The 16396-nt window shown below is 64.0% G+C and carries 12 protein-coding genes and 1 pseudogene; 10 read left to right on the top strand and 3 right to left on the bottom strand.

The features are described 5' to 3' along the window. Position 1 precedes the first annotated feature (1 nt). Positions 2-1246, bottom strand: a complete 1245-nt coding sequence (gene glgC, locus F604_RS0108730; protein WP_019551322.1) for a glucose-1-phosphate adenylyltransferase — start codon at positions 1244-1246, stop codon at positions 2-4. A 69-nt stretch (positions 1247-1315) separates the two neighbouring features. Between glgC and F604_RS0108725 the strand changes: the two genes are divergently transcribed. After that, positions 1316-3412: an AAA family ATPase gene (locus tag F604_RS0108725; RefSeq protein ID WP_019551321.1), complete on the top strand. Its 2097-nt coding sequence runs from the start codon at positions 1316-1318 to the stop codon at positions 3410-3412. A gap of 10 nt (positions 3413-3422) precedes the next feature. Here F604_RS0108725 and F604_RS0108720 read toward each other — a convergent pair whose 3' ends face one another. Then, entirely contained in the window at positions 3423-5735 is a 2313-nt protein-coding gene (locus tag F604_RS0108720) for a penicillin acylase family protein (RefSeq protein ID WP_019551320.1), read from the bottom strand. A gap of 33 nt (positions 5736-5768) precedes the next feature. Here F604_RS0108720 and F604_RS0108715 point away from each other — a divergent pair, with 33 nt between their 5' ends. From F604_RS0108715 to F604_RS0108670, 9 genes are all read left to right on the top strand, one after another. Then, a complete protein-coding gene (locus tag F604_RS0108715; protein ID WP_026329091.1) occupies positions 5769-5972 on the top strand; it encodes a CDGSH iron-sulfur domain-containing protein in 204 nt (67 codons plus the stop codon). A 43-nt stretch (positions 5973-6015) separates the two neighbouring features. Next, positions 6016-6975 carry an aldo/keto reductase family protein gene (locus tag F604_RS0108710; RefSeq protein WP_019551318.1) on the top strand — a complete coding sequence of 320 codons (960 nt, stop codon included), beginning with the start codon at positions 6016-6018 and terminating at the stop codon, positions 6973-6975. 206 nt (positions 6976-7181) lie between these two features. Then, positions 7182-8660 carry a hypothetical protein gene (locus F604_RS0108700; protein ID WP_019551316.1) on the top strand — a complete coding sequence of 493 codons (1479 nt, stop codon included), beginning with the start codon at positions 7182-7184 and terminating at the stop codon, positions 8658-8660. Positions 8661-8906: 246 nt separating this feature from the next. Beyond that, a complete protein-coding gene (locus tag F604_RS0108695; protein WP_014632236.1) occupies positions 8907-10382 on the top strand; it encodes a radical SAM protein in 1476 nt (491 codons plus the stop codon). Next, entirely contained in the window at positions 10375-11571 is a 1197-nt protein-coding gene (locus tag F604_RS0108690) for an MFS transporter (protein WP_003043751.1), read from the top strand. The genes F604_RS0108695 and F604_RS0108690 overlap by 8 nt, the downstream gene beginning before the upstream one ends. A gap of 67 nt (positions 11572-11638) precedes the next feature. Beyond that, positions 11639-12229, top strand: coding sequence for an SMP-30/gluconolactonase/LRE family protein (locus F604_RS0108685; protein ID WP_019551314.1), 591 nt, complete (start codon positions 11639-11641; stop codon positions 12227-12229). Between the two features lie 6 nt (positions 12230-12235). After that, positions 12236-13366 carry an MFS transporter gene (locus tag F604_RS0108680; protein ID WP_015716356.1) on the top strand — a complete coding sequence of 377 codons (1131 nt, stop codon included), beginning with the start codon at positions 12236-12238 and terminating at the stop codon, positions 13364-13366. 330 nt (positions 13367-13696) lie between these two features. Continuing rightward, the gene (locus tag F604_RS0108675) at positions 13697-14245 is read left to right on the top strand and encodes a hypothetical protein (RefSeq protein WP_019551313.1); all 549 of its coding nucleotides are present in this window, start codon (positions 13697-13699) and stop codon (positions 14243-14245) included. Then, entirely contained in the window at positions 14232-16010 is a 1779-nt protein-coding gene (locus F604_RS0108670) for an ABC transporter ATP-binding protein (RefSeq protein ID WP_019551312.1), read from the top strand. The genes F604_RS0108675 and F604_RS0108670 overlap by 14 nt, the downstream gene beginning before the upstream one ends. A 121-nt stretch (positions 16011-16131) precedes the next feature. On the opposite strand, the pseudogene F604_RS12060 reads toward F604_RS0108670, so the two are convergent. Continuing rightward, positions 16132-16396, bottom strand: a pseudogene (locus tag F604_RS12060) (IS1634 family transposase); the annotation flags it as partial.

Below are 16396 nucleotides of genomic sequence, written 5' to 3'. Positions count from 1 at the left end.
GCTAAAAGCGGTACCCCTTGGGCACCACCACCACCCCTTCCGGGGTAACGGTGAAGCCCCGGGCACGGTCGGCCTCGAGGTCGTAGCCGATCTCGGTATGGGGAGGAATCTTCACGTCCTTGTCGATGATGGCGTTGCGGATCCTGCAGTAGCGGCCCACCTCCACGTCGTCAAAGAGGACGGAGCGCTCCACCAGGCTGTAGGAGTTCACCCGTACCCGCCGGAAAAGGACCGACTCCCGCACCGTTCCCCCGCTCACGATGACCCCCCCGGCCAGAAGGCTGTTCAGCGCCCGCCCTATCCGTTCCCCCGTTTCGTGGACGAACTTGGCGGGGGGACTGAAGAGGTTGGCGGTCCTGAGGGGCCACTCGGGATTGAAGAGGTCGAACTCGGGAACCACCTTCACCAGGTCCATGCTGGCCTCAAAGTAGGCGTCCAGGGTACCCACGTCCCGCCAGTACAGGTTGGGACCCTCCTGGCCGGGGATGGGATTGCGGTGAAAGTCGTAGGCAAACACCCGGTACCCCTCCTTGAGGGCCCGGGGGATCACGTCCTTGCCGAAGTCGTGGCTGGAAGCGCTCTCCTTGGCATCGGCCTCCAGGAGTTCAAAGAGGGCCTCGGTGCGGAAGATGTAGTTGCCCATGGAGGCCAGGGCCAGGTGGGGCTTGCGGGGAATGGGCTTGGGGTTCTGGGGCTTTTCCTGGAACTCGGTGATGCGCCAATCCTCGTCCACCTGCAAAACCCCAAAGCGCCGGGCCTCCTCCACCGGCACGGGGTAGGCGGCGATGGTGATGTCGGCCCGCTTCTCATAGTGGTACTCCACCATGTGGCGGATGTTCATTTTGAAAATGTGGTCGCCCCCGAAGACGGCCACGGCCATGGGGGCGTGATTGTGCACCAGGTGCAGGTTCTGGTAGATGGCGTCGGCGGTACCCCGGTACCACACGGGGCCCAGCTCCTCGTAGCGGTACATCTGGGCGGGCACCAGGAGGATGAAGTGGTCCTCCAGGAAAGCCCCGAAGCGCCAGTAACGCTGGATGTGCTCGGTGAGGGACTGGGCCTTGAACTGAGTGAGGACGTAGATGGAGTAGATGCCCGAGTTCACGAAGTTGTTCAGGACGAAATCAATAATCCGATACTTGGCCCCGAAGGGCACCGCCGGCTTGGCCCGCTTGGCGGTGAGGGGGTAGAGGCGGCTTCCCTGCCCCCCTGCCAGGATCATGCCCAGGACCTCCACCTTAACCATGAAATCCCTCCTTTGTCCACTAGTTTACCCCAGGCCCCTCAGGGCGTGGGTCCGGGTATAGTGAGCCCGATGCGGGTTAGCGCTCTTGCCTGGTTCACCCCACCCACGGAGCCTGAGCCTGCCCCTCCCTTCTTCGGCCAGGAGCGGGCTTTAAAGGCCCTCGAGGCCGCCTTCCGCCAGGGAGGGCACGGCTATCTGGTGGGGCCAAGCGGCCTTGGCAAAAGAAAGCGCCTCCTTGCTTACCTGCAGGACCGCCCCTTCCCCAAGGAGGAGCTGGTCTACCTGCCCCTCCGGGAGGAAGCCTTCCCCCTTCTCCTCCCCGAGGGGCAGGGCCGGGCCCTGGTGGAAGGGGTGGAGGCCCTCCTCGCCGAGTTCACCCCCGCCCTCTTTCGGGAAAAGGGGTTCCTCTACGCTAAAAGCCTGGTGGAGGCCCGCCACGAGCGCGAGGCCGAGGCCCTGCTGAAGGCCTTAGCAGAGGAGGCGGAAGGCCTCGGCTTCACCCTTTTGGAAGGCGAGGAAGGGCTCCAGCTCTCCGGCAAGGGCCCCCTACCCCCTGAGCTCTCCGCCAAGCTGGAGGAGACGGTCCTGGCCTATCTAGACGTGCGGCAGCGGGCCCAGGCGGAGGTGGCGGCCCTGAGACGGGGCTTCGCCGAGCGCTTCCTCCTGCCCAAGGCCGAGGCCCTAAAGGCCCGCTTTCCCCAAGCGGGGCGCTACCTGGACCGGATCCTGGAGACCCTGCTCCGGGCCGCCGCTTTGGAGGAGGAGCTCCTCCTAGAACACCTCCTCCCCCGGCTCCTGGTAGAGGGAGGGGAGCGGGTAGTCTACGAGGCCAACCCGACCCCGGAGAGGCTCTTTGGCCACCTGGAGTACGAGGCCCGGGATGGGGTCCTCTCCACCCACCTGGGCCTCCTCCGCCCCGGGGCCCTCATGCGGGCCACCGGGGGGGTGGTGGTCCTGGAGGCCCACCGGGTGTGGGAGCTGGGAAGCTACCCCCTCCTGAAGCGGGCCCTGGCCACGGGAGAGGTGGAGCCCCTCGCACCCCGGCCCGAGGTCAAGGGCCCCCGCCTCAAACCCGCCCCCCTCAAGGCCCAAGTCTTCCTGGTGGGCCCCCCGGAGGTGATCGCCTTCCTGGAGGAGGACGAGGAATTCCTGGAGCTCTTTCCCTTCCGCGTGGAGTTCAGCCCGGAAATCCCCTACACGAAGGAGAACGTGGCCTACCTGGGGGGGTTCTTGCAAGCCGAGGGGGTGGCCCTGACCCCTGAGGGTCTCTCCGCCCTGGCGGACGAGGCCCGGCGCTGGACCGGGCACAAGGAACGCCTGGACGCCAGGCTCTACCGCCTTCTGGACCTGGCCCGGGAGGCTTCGGCCCTCAAGCACCCTCTGGACCGGGAGGCGGTAGAAAAAGCCCTACTGGCAAGGGAGGAGCGGTTCGGCCTGGAGGAGGAACTGTACCTGAAGGACCTCGAGGAGGGGGTGGTGGCCCTCGAGGTCCAGGGTATGCAGGTGGGGGAGATCAACGGCCTGGTGGTGGTGGAAGGCCCCCTGCCCCGGGGACGGCCTGTGCGCATCACCGCCCAGGCGGGCCCCGGGCGCGAAGGCATCCTCTCCATCGACCGGGAAGTGGGCCTGGGGGGGCAGGTGTTCCACAAGGCGGTCCTCACCCTGGCGGGCTACCTGCGGGGAAGCTACGCCAGCCTGGGGGCCCTTTCCGCCACGGTGAGCCTGGTCTTTGAGCAAAGCTACGGGGGCATAGAGGGGGATTCGGCGGGGCTTGCGGAGCTTTTGGCGGTGCTTTCCGCCATCTCTGGCCTTCCCCTAAGGCAGGACCTGGCGGTCACCGGAAGCCTGGACCAGACGGGAAGGGTTTTGGCCGTGGGCCGGGTGGCAGAGAAGGTGGAGGGATTCTTCCGGGTCTGCCAAACCCTGGGGCTCACGGGAAGCCAGGGGGTGGTGCTTCCCAAGGCCAACCTTCCTCATCTGACCCTGCGGAAGGAGGTGGTGGAGGCGGTGGCCAAGGGACGCTTCCACCTCTATGCGGTGGAGGAGGTGGACCAGGCCATAGAGCTTCTCTTCGGCCGCAAGGCCTACTGGGTCCACGACAAGGTGCGGGAGGTCCTGGGGGAGTTCCGCAAGATGGAAAACGGGGAGGAGAACCCCTCCCCGTAAGGCGGCTTCGCTAACGCCCGGGTTCCAGAAGCAACACCCTCTCCCGGGCCGGGGCGGCGAAGGCCATGGGCAGGTACTCCCCTCCGGCCCAAAGGGGCAGGAGGTCCCCGTAGCCAGGGGCCAGGAAGTGCCCCGTCTGGCCCATGGGGTGGATGAAGAGGGAGGCCTCCGGATGGGCCAGGTCCACGATCTGGCGGTAGCTGGGCCCATGGGACATGAGGAGGGTTTCAGGGTCAAAGGGGGCCACGTTCACCGTGTACCGGTCCCCGCCAAAGGGAACCCTCCGGTCCGTAAACCGCTTCAAGGGGGTGTGGGTGAGGACCGCATGGGGGAAGGTGGCCCGGTGCACCTGGCCCCAGGAGCGCACCCTCAAGGCCTCCTTCCGGTCCAAGGCCCTTTCCAGGGCCAAGGCGGCGAAGTCCAGGCAGGACTCCCGGTACTCGGTGTTCGGCTGGTCGCAGTTTGGATCCCCTTCCCGCATGGCCCGCAGGAGGTAGCGGGGCTCGTCCCAGAACTCCTCCCCCACCTCCCTTTTGGGCAGGCGGGTGAGCTCCGTGTACCACAGGGCGAAGACCAGGGCCTCCTCCGAACTTTTATCCATGGTTCCATCCCAGGCCAAAAGCCTTTCCCGAACGGTCTTGGCCCTTTCGGAGAGGGGGTTTAGAAGCTCCAGCACCGGGCGGAAGTCCCGGAAGAGGAGGGTCTTCTGGTCCTGCTGAATGGCCTTCATGTCCTCGAGGGCAAGCCTTTCCTTGGCCAGGAGGAGCTCCCGGATGCGCTCCGCCCGGTAGGGTTCGGCCCAGTCGTAGGTGAGGGCGTAGGGGAAGCCCTGGGGAGTGACCTTGTTGTTGGCGGTGACCAGGAAGCCCTCCTTGGGGTTCAACACCTTGGGCCACTCCTCCGGCTTGCGGTAGCCCTGCCAGTCCCATTCCCCATTCCCCGGCACCGGCACCATGCCCGTGTGCCCTTCCTTACGGATGGGAAACTTTCCGGGAGCGATGTAGCCGATATTGCCGTCCGCATCGGCGTAGACGAAGTTCTGGCTGGGGGCGGAGTAGTGGCTTAGGGCGGCCACGAACTCCTGCCAGTTCTGCGCCCGGTTGATCCCCAGATAGGCCATGAGGATGTGGTCCTCCTCATCCAGGCTCACCCAGCGAAGGGCCATGGGAACCTGGGGAGGGTTCTCGAGGGCGTCGGTGATCACCGGTCCATAGACCGTTTCCCGCACCCGAAGGATCTCCTCCTTTCCCCCTTCGACCGGGATCCTCTCCTCCCGCACCCGGTAGGGAAGCACCTGGCCCCTGTAGCGGTACCCTTTCCCCCCCACGTCCTCCAGGAGGTAAAGGTCCTGTACATCCGCCCCCACGTTGGTGACCCCCCAGGCGATGCGGTCGTTGCGCCCGATGACGATCCCGGGAACCCCGGGGAGGCTGGCCCCGATAACCCGGTAGCCGGGGGCTTCAAGGGCCATGAGGAACCAGAGGCTGGGAGCCCCCAGGCGCAGGTGGGGGTCGTTGGCCAGGAAGGGCTTTCCCGTGACCGTGCGGCTTCCCGCCACCACCCAGTTGTTGCTGGCCTCCAGGAAACGGGGCGGGGCCATCCTAAGCAGGGCCGCCGGGGCTTCCTCCCGCTTCAGGGGAAGCTCCAGGTCCTCCCCTTGCAGGATGGTGGGGGCATCCTCCGGGTAAGGGGGAATGAGCTCCAAAAGCCTTTCCTGACTGATCCCCCGGGCCAGGAGGCGGTGGCGCAGAAGCTCCTCCTCCCAGTTCCCGGAAAGGTCAAAGCTCATCATCTTGGCCCAGACCAACACATCCGGCCCCGTCCAGGGCTCGGGGCGGAAGCCCAGGAGGCGGAACTCGGGGGGAAGAGGAGCCCCGCTTTGCAAAAAGGCGTTCACCCCGGCCACGTAGGCGTCCACCGCCTCTTTCTCCTCAGGGTAAAGCCGCTCGTAGGCGCTCTTTGCCGCCTGGTAAAAGCCCCAGGTGCGCAGGAAGCGGTCCTGGGCCAAGGTGGCCTCCCCCAGCACCTCGGAAAGCCTTCCCTGGCCCACCCGCCGCTGAAACTCCATCTGCCAAAGCCTTTCCTGGGCGTGAACAAAGCCCTGGGCAAAGAGGAGATCCTTTAGGGTCTGGGCCCGGATCCGCACCACCCCACTTCCATCCCGCCCCACCTCCACCGGGGCGGAAAACCCCTTGAGGGCCACCCGCCCTTCCACCTGGGGCAGGGAGGCCCGCAGGGTGACATAGGCCGCCAGAACCACCCCCAAAACCGCCAGGATGGCCAGGCCCAAAAGCCAGGCAAAAACCCGCAAAAGGCGTTTCATAGTTGGACCGAGTATATCACTATAATAGGAATCATGAGGCTGGTGTTCGTGGAAAACGGGCCCATCCGCTTGGAAGGCCAGCGCATCGTGGTGCGCATCGGGGAACGGGAGGAGGTTCGAGAGGGAAAGGTTTCCCTTTGCCGCTTCGGGGGATCGGGGAACAAGCCCTTCTGCGACGGCACCCACAAGCGAATCGGCTTCCAGGCCCCGGGAGGGGAGCTGGAGATGGGGGACTGACCCGCTGGTCAATTTCCGCCTCGAGGGGTAAACTCCGGTAGCCATGGGCGAGATGCGCTATCGGAAACTGGGCAAATGGGGGCTTAAGGTCTCGGAGATCTCCCTGGGGGCCTGGGTCACCTTCGGGGATGTGGTGAAGGACAAGGAAACCATCCGGGAGATCGTCAGGATCGCCTACGAGGGCGGGGTGAACTTCTTCGACAACGCCGACGTCTACGCCAAGGGCCTTGCCGAGGAGATCATGGGGGAGGTCCTTAAGGAGTTTCCCCGGCACACCCTGGTCCTCTCCACCAAGGCCTACTGGCCCATGTCGGAGGACCCCAACGACCGGGGCCTAAGCCGGAAACACCTCCTGGAGAGCATCACCCAAAGCCTGAAGCGGCTAAAGACCGACTACGTGGACCTCTTCTTCGCCCACCGCTATGACCCCGAGGTGCCCATGGAGGAGATCGTCTACGCCATGCACACCATCGTGGAAAGGGGCTACGCCCTCTACTGGGGTACCTCGGAGTGGCCCGCCGCCCGGATCGCCGAGGCGGTGGCCTTTGCCCGGGAAAACGGCCTCCACCCGCCTGTGGTGGAGCAACCCCAGTACTCCATGCTCTACCGGGAGCGGGTGGAAAACGAGATCCTCCCCGAGGCAGAGCGCTTCGGCCTGGGCCTGGTGGTCTGGAGCCCCTTGGCCATGGGCATGCTCACCGGGCGATACGACCAGGGAATCCCCGAGGACAGCCGTTTCGCCCGCTACCCCCAGTTCGCCGAGCGCTTCCTCACGGAGGAAAACCGGAAGAAGGTGCTGAAGCTCAAGGAGGTGGCGGACGAGCTGGGCCTCACCCGCACCCAGCTGGCCTTGGCCTGGGTGTTGCGGCTTCCCGGGATCAGCAGCGCCATCACCGGGGCCACCCGGCCCGAGCAGATCCGGGAAAGCCTGGGAGCCGCCGGGGTGGACCTGCCTAAGGAGGCCCTGGAGCGGATTGAAGCCATCCTCAAGGGGGAGGCCTAGGGGGCTTAAGGCCAGGTCCAGGTGGAGGAGGTAGCGGGCCTGGCCCTCTTCCTGGCGAACCGGAAAGAGGGCGGCGCCGTTCTGGCAAAGGAGGAGCCCGCGCCCCCGACGTGATCGGGCCCGGACGCCGGAGCAAGGCCAAGGGGTGCCCCTGCAATGTGCCTCCCTTCCCTCCCAAGGGAAGGGGGAGCCTGTAGGTTTCCCCTATGGGGAAGCCTCTCCTCGCCCCGGCCCTCCGCCTCCTGGAGGAGGGGAAGGACGGGGAGGCCCTGGCCCTTTTGCAAGGCGCCCAAGAGGACCTCCCGGAGGCGGAACGCCTGGCCCTTTTAGGTTTCGTGGAGGCCCGCAAGGGGAACTCGAGCGCCTACCGGGCCCTGGCCTGGGAGGCCGCCCAGAGGGCCCAGACCCCCCTCACCCTCTACCACCTGGGCCTGGCCCTTCCCCCAAGGGCGGGGGCCTTGGCCCTGGAGGAGGCCCTAAGCCGCTTCCAGGGGGACGCCAAGGGGGAGGCCCGGCTCCACCTGGCCCTGGCCATGGCCCTGGAGCGCCTGGGCCGGCCCGAGGCCCTGGCCCACGCGGCCCTCGCCCGCCTCAAGGACCCCTCCCCCTGGACCACCTTGCATCACTTGCGCCTCGAGCTCTTCTTCGGCACCACCCCCCTCCCTTCGGTCCTGGAGGAGGCGGAGCCCTTTTTGCCCCACCCCTCCCCCGGGGTGCGCCTCCTCGCGGGGCACACCCTGGCCCTGGCCCACCTCCTCCGGGGAAACCGGGGGAGGGCGGGGAACCTCCTCCGGGGCCTCCTCCCCCTCCTGGCGCCGCCAAGCCTCGCGAGCTTCCTCGTCCTTGGCGCCCTGGCCCTGGACCCCCCGGAGGTCCGGCTTCTCCTAGAGGGGGCCCAGGTCTTCCTCCCCCGGGAGGGCTGGCCCTGGGGGTTCTACCTCCTCGCCCGGGGGCTTGGGGAGGGGGATGAGGCCTGCCTTCTCGCCGCCCACGGCCTTTTGCGGGAAGATGGGGCCCTCTACGCCCTCCTGGCCGAGTCCCGCCTAAAGGCCCTTGGCGTGGAGGTGGAAGCCCCCCTGGCCCCGGGGCTTGCCCCCGGCCTCCGCCCGGAGGCCCGCGCCTTCCTCCTGGGCCAGGCCGAAGCGCCCCTCCTTCGCCTCCTTGGGGAAGGCCCCCTTCCCTCCCTGGGCCCCAGGGGCACCGAGGCCTTGGCCCTCCTCCTCGCCCACAAGGAGGGCCTCTCCGGAGAGGCCCTGGCGGAGGCGCTTTACGGGGAGCCCAACCTAGGGGCTCTGAAGGCCCTCCTCCACCGCCTGCGGGGAAAAGGCCTCCGGGTCTCCTGCGCTCCTTACCGCCTGGCAACCCCTCCCCCCTCGGACCTTTCGGCCTTCCTAAAGGCCCTCTCCCAGGGGGATCTGGAAGGGGCCCTAGCCCTCTACCGGGGCCCCCTCCTCCCCTGGAGCCAGGCCCCAGGGGTGGAGGAACTCCGCCTGGAGCTGGAGGAGACCCTGAGGCAAGCGGTGCTCGCCAGCGGGAGGCTAGACCTCCTCCTCACCCTGGCGGAGCGCCTGGGGGAGGACCTGGAGCTTTGGGAAGCCCTCCTGGAGAGGCTTCCCCCCGAAGACCCCCGCCTTCCCATCGCCCAGGCCCGGGTGGCGAGGCTCCGCCGGGAGTACGGGGTGTGAGGCCGGGGGAAAGCAGTTGGGGTCCCAGCAGGCCAGATGGGGCTCGGAAGGCCGGAAGAGAAGCCAGGCCAAGAGGAGAAGAAGAACCTTGCCCCTCATGCCCCCAGGGTGCCACGAGGCGGGTTACGTGGGGGGCCAGAGGTTACGCGAGGTTACGCGGGAGGCCAGCTGTGGAACCCTTTCCACGTAACCCCGCGTAACCTCCCCCCTGCTACCTTGGGGGTAACCCGGAAGGGGGTGGAAGAAATGCACGAGAGGGGTTTACAACTTCCAAAGGTCGTAGGCCAGCAGCATGATTTCCTGATGGTTGCCATTGATACAGGCAATTTTATATTGGCTTACGAGGAGGACCTCGAAGAAGGATTAGGCTCGGAATACGAAAGGCTTTGGGTCGAAGACGTGCCCCTTGTCCTTGCCAGCGACGCTAGCGTTGTCCTACGCAGAGAGCGGTTCGGGGGAATACTCTACGGCTTTAAGAGGGGCATTTTTCTCAATCAGGAAGCCTTCGACCTTGTTAGATCCTTTGTAGTTGCTACTAGGCCATCGCTGGCCCTCAAGCAAGTTCTCAAAGAAGGAGGCTTAAGTGAAATTACCAAGGGATTTGTAGAGGCAGCGGGGCATTTAATCCTTTACTTGATTGCCGAGGGATACCTTCGCCCTTCTCAAGAAGGGCTGGAATCTAAAGCTTTGTTCCTAGACGATCAACACTTCTCCGATGACCGGTACTATAGGCCTCTATCCATGGAAATCGAGCTCACGAATAGGTGCTATAGGCGTTGTGCATACTGTGCATACGAATCCGGCCCTGAACCCAAAATACCTCTTCGGGAAGAGCTGACTTTCGATGAGTGGGGATATATCTTGGATTCCATAAGAAAGGAAGGGGTCTTCTACCTTGAATTCACAGGAGGTGATCCACTGAGTAGGCCAGATGGATTGGAGATCATCCGCCTAGCGGACGAGCTAGGGTTTAGCGTTCAAGTTAACACCGACTTGTCCGTGTTGCGAGATAGCGACTTAGATAAGATTGCGTCCACAAAAAATCTGAACTTCGTGGGTACCACTTTAGACGGATCTAGTCCGGATAGCCACGATTTGCTTCGGGGTAAGGGGGGATTTAAGACTACCTTGCGGCAGATAAGTCTCATTGCCAAAGCCGGTATCCCTCTGGCTGTCTTCACGGTAGTTCACAAGAAGAACTACACTGAGATTAGAAAGATAGGTGAAATCGCAACACAAAACAACGCTATGTATGGGATTGCGCCCATGTATCCCGCAGGGCGCGGGGCAAGCTTGAATCATCTCGTTCTTAGCCAGGAAGAGTGGGACTTCGCTGTAGGGGAATACATGGACATGGTTAGATTAGGTGCGATTAAGCCCCACCAAAGGCTGTGGTATAAGCTTTCTAGAGAACTTAGATCGGAAAACCCGGCCCGCGATCAGATATGGCTTACCTCTAGGGGTAATCGTGCTCTTCGCGTAGATCCGAGGGGTAATGTCTACGTTTCTGCCAAATTGCGTGAGTGGCGGCCCAGGTATTCGTTCTTCGGCAACCTTCTAACGAGCACTTTAGCCGACATTTGGGAGAATTCGCCTCTACTGCAAGAGCTACGGAAAATACCTGTTCAACCGAACTTCTTTGATGCCGTGGACATTCGGACTATCCCCAATTACACCAGCGAAATCCCTCTAGCTGATGGCTCAGCGTCCCAGCATGGCTAAGGATTTAACTCCGCCCTCGGGTACCTTCTCCTTCTTCCTCCTCGCCTTCCTTCTAACCCTGACCGGCCAGGGCCTGGTGGTGGCGGGCCTATGGCGGTTCCTGGAAGCGGGAGCCTCGGGGCTACAAACTTCGGTCCTCACCCTGGTTCAAGCCTTAGCGAGCATCCTGACCCCCTTTCTCCTCCAATCCTGGCTTGAGACCAGGCCCCAAATGGTGCTCCGCCTCCTCGCCTTTGGCCTTGGGGTAGCGGCCCTCCTCGCCCTGGGAAGCCCTGGCCTTAGCACCTTTCTTCTCCTTTACGCCGCCTTGCTCGCCCTCTTCCTCTTCCTTACGGCTGCTCTGGCCATCTACGGCGTTTTACTGGGAAGCGCCCTGCCCCGCCTCTTCCCTAAGGAGGCCCTGTCCCAGGCCAACGCCCGCTGGGAAATGGCCAATACCTTGGGCCTGGTCCTGGCCCCCCTCATAGGGGGCTTTGCCGTGGACCGCCTGGGGCCCTACGCCCTTCCCCTCTTCGCCCTTCCTCTGGGGGTGGCCCTGGTCCTCCTCCTGGGCCTGAAGGCCCCTCCTCCCCTAGGCCCTTCCGAAGGGAGGCGGAAGGCCTTTGGGGGTGTACCCTTGGGTGTTCTCCTCCCCGTTGCTCTACCTGCCCTTCTCCCTGCCCTGGCCCTCACGGGGGGCGGGGTCCTCACCGCTCTTCTCTTCCACGACCTCAAGCGGCCCGAGGGGCTAGGTATCGCCTGGGCGGGCTTTAGCCTGGGGGGCTTCCTTGTGGCCCAGGCCCTTACCCGCGTCTCCCTCCCCCCGGTCCTTGGCCTCCTCGGGGGGCTTGGCCTCCTGGGCCTGGGCAACCTGGGGAACGGCCTCCTCCCTTACCCCCACCTCCTCCTCGGGTCTTTGGTCTCGGGGGCGGGGGTTTCCGTGGCCCGGATCGCCTTCCGGACCTTCCTCCAGCGGCTTGCCCCCCCGGAGACCCTGGTGGGCCTCTTTGCCTACGTCAACGTCCTCACCCAGACGGCCCGGGTCCTGGGCTCCCCCTTGGGCGGGGGGCTTGGGGACCTCCTGGGGCCCAGGGGGGCCTTCGTGGCCTTTGGGAGCGTTTTCCTCCTGGCCTCCCTTCTCTTTCCCCCTCTCCTCCGCCTCTCCCAAAGGGTTCTCTCCCCTCGTGGTGACGCCGAGGGGCGTGGGTGAGGCCCTCCTGGGCTCCACGGGCGGTATTCCCCTGCTGCTACTCTGGGGCTAACCCGTAAGGGGGTGAATGGCGATGCTCAAGGAGGTGCAAGAGGTCAGGGTCGGCGGCCGGACGCGGCGGGTTTACGTGAGGCCCTTCGCCTGGGGTTTGAAGAATCCCTCCCACATGGAGTGGACCCCAGACGGCAGGCTTTTGGTTTCCGAACACACTGCGGGCACTGTTCGGGACATTACAAAAGGGGGGGACGCTTCGGAGGCTAAACCTTTTTGGATTGACGATGCTGCTGGAAGGGGCTTCTTCTACCTCGCTGTAGGAAGCCTGGGCCAAATCTTCCGCATAAATCCGGATGAATTGCCGGAGAAAATTACCTACTCTGAGTTGGTTGCCCATCCGAATGCGTTGGTAGCCTGGGGGCTTCATCGCCTAGGAGGGATGCGGTTTCATCCCTCATCCGGATTGCTCTTTGCCGTTCAGCCAGAGATGGGAGAAGTCATTGCCGTAGACCCCGCTCAACCTGGCAATTACCACTTCCAGCCTCCCGTTGTGAGAGGGCTAAGGATGCCTACTTGCGTAAGCTTCTCTCAGGACTCGGAGAAAATGTACGTTTGCTCCTCTGCTGACGGGGTGGTCTGGGAAGTAGAGGGTTTCTTGACTTAGCTGAGGGTGTTCTTATTAGCCACGATCCTGTTTTTGGCCAGCTGCGCTGGGGGGGCCGTAGGCACCGCGGCCTCCCTCCACCTCGCTCGCTTAGACAACCCCTTCTACCTGGGTCTGCAACACGCCATCGGTTGGGGTGCCTCCGTCTTAGCCCTCTTCACAGGCTACCTTCTAGATCGGACGGACCGCAAAAAAGCCCTCAGCTTCGGGCTTCTCTCTGGCAGTCTCCTGCGCTTTCTTTTAGGAACAAGCCTCGGCCTCATTGGTCCATGGACCTTTCTCGGCCTTTACCTGGTAGACAACATCCTTGAGCTTCTTCTGGAGGTCCGGGTCCTGGTCCCTAGACTCGTGCCGCAGGAACGGGAGAAGGCCCATGGGCGTCTTTACACGGCAAGTCTCCTTGCTGACCTTCTCGGCGCCCCCTTAGGCGCCTTTCTCTTCGTCCAGAATCCCTCCTGGCCCTTTTTCCTCGGGGGCGCGCTAGGCTTTGTGGCCATTCACTTCGCCGCTAGGCTCCCTCCCATACCGCCCCTTGGAAAAGCCCCCCCGGGGGTGCTGGCTGGCCTGAGGTGGCTGTACCAGGAAGCCTTCTTTCGTCGGCTAGCCGGAGCGGTCCTTGGAGCCAGCTTCCTCCGGGTCATGCCCTTCGCCCTTCTTCCCCTCTGGTCCCTCCAAGCCGGGTACGGACCCATAGGGTATGGGCTCCTCAGCACCGCCTTCTCCCTTGGGGGGGCCTTAGGAGGGCTTTTGGCAGGGAAACTTAAAGGCAAAAGGCCGCAAAGGGTGCTTAGCCTCCTTTTCCTCATGGACGCCGGGGCCGTCCTGGGTTTGCTCTTCAAGCCTCCCCTTCCCCTGGGCCTGCTCCTCGTGGCCCTCCTGGGGATAAGCGCCATCCTCCTGGGGGTCCAAGAGGTGGTGCTAAGGCAGGCCCTGGCCCCGGATGCCCTGCTGGGCCGGGTAGGGGGTGGAATGAGGTTCCTTAGCGGCTCGGCCGGGCTTTTGGGGGCACTTTTGGCGGGGGCAGTGGGGGGAAAGGTGGGCTTGGAGGAGGTCTATCTGGGAGCGGGGCTTGGATTTCTCCTCCTGGCCTTGGTCGCCTGGGGCTTCCTCGGCCAAATGGAGAAACGGACCCGGTGATCTCCTGGGAGCGTTTTCTGCCTCGCCTCCTTTCTCCTCCTCGGCCCCACGGCCCGGCTAGCCCGTCAGGAGCCCCGCCGCTAGAGGGGCCGGCCGGATTTGGCAAGGGCTTGGGGCCCTGGTTACGGGGAGCCACGCGGGATGCTGGCCGTGGCACCCTTTCCACGTAACCTCCGCGTAACCTCCCCCCTGCTACCCTGGGGCTAACCCGTAAGGGGGTGAAGCAAATGACGGTTTACACGGTTACTCGGGTCCTTCGGCAAGCTGGACAAGGAGGCGAACAACCCACGCTTTTCCGCGGTAGAGAAGGACTTACCAATCGTAGAGGGCATGACGCTGGAGGTTGGTGATATCCTTAAAACGCGGGACGGCCTCGTGGAGGTTAGGGATAACTACGGCCTGGTCCTTCGCTTGGGCCCATCTTCGGAGCTTGAGTACGTTTACCATCCTCAAGGAGGCATCATCGCTCAGCCCGCTGAGCGGCCTACTTTGGTCTTCTTCGGGGAGATCTTCAAGTTCCGGCACTACGTGCGGCCACTGGAAGTGGTGGCTTGCGGGAAATACCGCACCTCCTGCTGGTACTGCCCAGCGAATGTGTACGCCCGCAACCTGGACGCCCATAGGGATGCTTTCTATGCGCTACTGGGGGGAGTCTTCATCTGGGAGTGGGATGAGAGAGGTCAATCCTTTGACCTCGTAAGTATCCCCGAGGGGTACAAAGCGGTGCTCCGCCACGCCCCTACCCAGCCTATGCGAAACCGCTATGCGGTGGAAGACATGATGCCAATTTCGGAAAAGGAGTGGGAATACATAGCTTCTAACTACATCAACCCCACGCGTTGGATTTCTCGTCCGCAGGAGGTGGTTGGGGCTGGGTAAAAGATCCCTTTGGCGCCTGCTGCTCCCTGCGCTGCGGCACATCTTCCGCGCAAGCCCCAGGGAGAGCGCCCTTTTGCTTGGGCTCCTGGTCCTGGGAGGGCTCGTGCCAGTGGCGGTGCTGGGCCTCACCCGTGCCTTGGTGGACCAGCTGGCGACCACACTGGGGGGTAGTCCCTTTACCCCAACCCTGCTTTGGCCGCTGGTGGGGTTAGCGCTGGCTTTTGGCCTGGACTTCCTCCTCACCCCCTGGGTGGCCTACCTGCAAGGTTCGGTGAACGAAAAGCTCACCGCTCGGGTTCACCTGCTCCTCATGGAGAAGGTGGCCGGCACGCCGGACCTGACCCCCTTTGAGGATCCCCGCTTTCACGATGAGCTTCAGGTGCTACGCGACCAGGCCCCTTACCAGCCCCTCAACCTGCTGGTTTTCCTGGGCAACGCTTTCCGGGAGGTCCTCGCCGCTCTCGGGGTTCTTCTCCTGCTATTTGGGCTGGCACCTTTCTTCCCCTTACTCCTGCTTTTGGCCACCCTGCCCCAAGCCTGGCTCACCTTTCGGCTCCAGAAGGGGGTGTGGGAGGCCCTACTCTTCGGGGCCCCCGAGGCCCGGCGAATGCGCTATTTCGCCGAGGTGCTCTTGAGCCCCGAGACTGCCAAAGAGGTGCGGTTATTCGGTCTTTTGCCCTTCTTCCGCAGACGTTACCTCGAGGTTTTCCATAGCCTTTACCAAAGCCTGCGCCGTGCTCGAGGCCGCCAGGCCCTAGGGACCAGCCTGCTGGTGCTACTGAGCGCCCTTTTCACGGCTCTTGCCCTCTTCTTGGGGCTGCGCCAGACCCTCTTGGGAGGGAGCCTGGGCAGTCTGGTGCTCCTCTTGCAGTCGGTGGGAAGCCTCCAGCAAAACCTCTACGCCCTAGTCCAGGACGGGGGCATGCTGTACGAAAGCCTGTTGTACTTTGAAAAGCTGGAAAGCTTCCTAGCCAGGCCCGCTTCCATGGCGGAGACTGGCCCGGGCAGGAAGGTCCAGGGTTTTGAGGAGATCCGGTTTGAAGGGGTGGGGTTCTGCTACCCCAACGGAAAGCGGGCGCTTGCGGGAGTCTCCTTTGCCCTCCGACGGGGGGAGCGCCTGGCTTTGGTGGGGGAAAACGGGGCGGGCAAGACCACCCTGGTAAAGCTCCTCCTCCGCTTCTACGACCCCACGGAGGGCCGCATCCTGGTGGACGGGATTGACCTCCGGGAAATAGACCTGAAGGCCTGGCGCGCCCTCATCGCCGCAGTCTTCCAGGACTTTGGCCGCTACGCCCTAACCCTCGAGGAAAACGTCGCCCTTTCCGACCCGGACGTGAAGCCCGACCCTAACCGTGTCGCAGAGGCCTTACGCTTAGGCGGGGCCTGGGAGCTCCTCCAGCGGCTTGGCCCCCAGGCCCTCCTGTCCAAGGCCTTTGGCGGCACAGAGCTTTCCCTGGGGGAGTGGCAACGAGTCGCCCTCTCGCGGGCCTTCTTCCGCAAGGCCAAGCTTTTGGTCTTGGACGAGCCTACGGCCTCGCTGGATCCCAAAGAGGAGGCCCACCTCTACAGGCGCTTCGCCGAGATGGCCGGGGGTAAGACGGTCATCCTCATCACCCACCGCCTGGGTTCGGTACGCATGGCGGACCGGATCCTCGTCCTCCAGGAAGGCCGGTTGGTGGAGGAAGGGACCCATGAGGAGTTGTTGCGGAGGAAGGGCGCCTACGCCGAGCTTTGGCGGCTCCAGGCCCAACTTTACGAAACCTGAGGGGATCTTGACCGGGGTGAGGCTTCCCCTTCCCCCTGGGCGCGGTCCCCTTCCTGGGCAAGGCGTAAACTCAAAGGCATGGACAAGCTGGAAGCCCTAAAGCCCACATTCCGCACCCCCTTCACTCCAGCAGGTAATATCGCCCGGCCCCCAGAAGGCGCACCGCGGTCTCGTGATGGGGAGCCAGGTTGAGGACGAGCAACTTGCCCCCCAGCTCCACCAGGCGGACCCACATAAAGAGTTGAAACACCCAGCGCAAGGTGGGCTTGGCTGTGGGTCTCCCCTTTTGATCCGGCAGGCTGGACCCCGTCCCCTCCAGCCTCCGCCTCAGCTCCCACTCCCCCAGGGCGTACACCAGAAGGGCCAGGGCCATCACCATCCCCAGG

The sequence above is a fragment of the Thermus scotoductus DSM 8553 genome, from assembly GCF_000381045.1.
GTDB lineage: Bacteria > Deinococcota > Deinococci > Deinococcales > Thermaceae > Thermus > Thermus scotoductus.
The sequence above is the reverse complement of the archived record's forward strand: the minus strand, read 5'-3'. Positions and strand labels throughout refer to the sequence as shown.

What these genes read in the sequence shown, in the direction of transcription:
- glgC (WP_019551322.1), bottom strand. Translation starts at nt 1,246, where the DNA reads ATGGTTAAGGTGGAGGTCCTGGGCATGATCCTGGCAGGGGGGCAGGGA.
- F604_RS0108725 (WP_019551321.1), top strand. Translation starts at nt 1,316, where the DNA reads ATGCGGGTTAGCGCTCTTGCCTGGTTCACCCCACCCACGGAGCCTGAG.
- F604_RS0108720 (WP_019551320.1), bottom strand. Translation starts at nt 5,735, where the DNA reads ATGAAACGCCTTTTGCGGGTTTTTGCCTGGCTTTTGGGCCTGGCCATC.
- F604_RS0108715 (WP_026329091.1), top strand. Translation starts at nt 5,769, where the DNA reads ATGAGGCTGGTGTTCGTGGAAAACGGGCCCATCCGCTTGGAAGGCCAG.
- F604_RS0108710 (WP_019551318.1), top strand. Translation starts at nt 6,016, where the DNA reads ATGGGCGAGATGCGCTATCGGAAACTGGGCAAATGGGGGCTTAAGGTC.
- F604_RS0108700 (WP_019551316.1), top strand. Translation starts at nt 7,182, where the DNA reads ATGGGGAAGCCTCTCCTCGCCCCGGCCCTCCGCCTCCTGGAGGAGGGG.
- F604_RS0108695 (WP_014632236.1), top strand. Translation starts at nt 8,907, where the DNA reads ATGCACGAGAGGGGTTTACAACTTCCAAAGGTCGTAGGCCAGCAGCAT.
- F604_RS0108690 (WP_003043751.1), top strand. Translation starts at nt 10,375, where the DNA reads ATGGCTAAGGATTTAACTCCGCCCTCGGGTACCTTCTCCTTCTTCCTC.
- F604_RS0108685 (WP_019551314.1), top strand. Translation starts at nt 11,639, where the DNA reads ATGGCGATGCTCAAGGAGGTGCAAGAGGTCAGGGTCGGCGGCCGGACG.
- F604_RS0108675 (WP_019551313.1), top strand. Translation starts at nt 13,697, where the DNA reads ATGACGCTGGAGGTTGGTGATATCCTTAAAACGCGGGACGGCCTCGTG.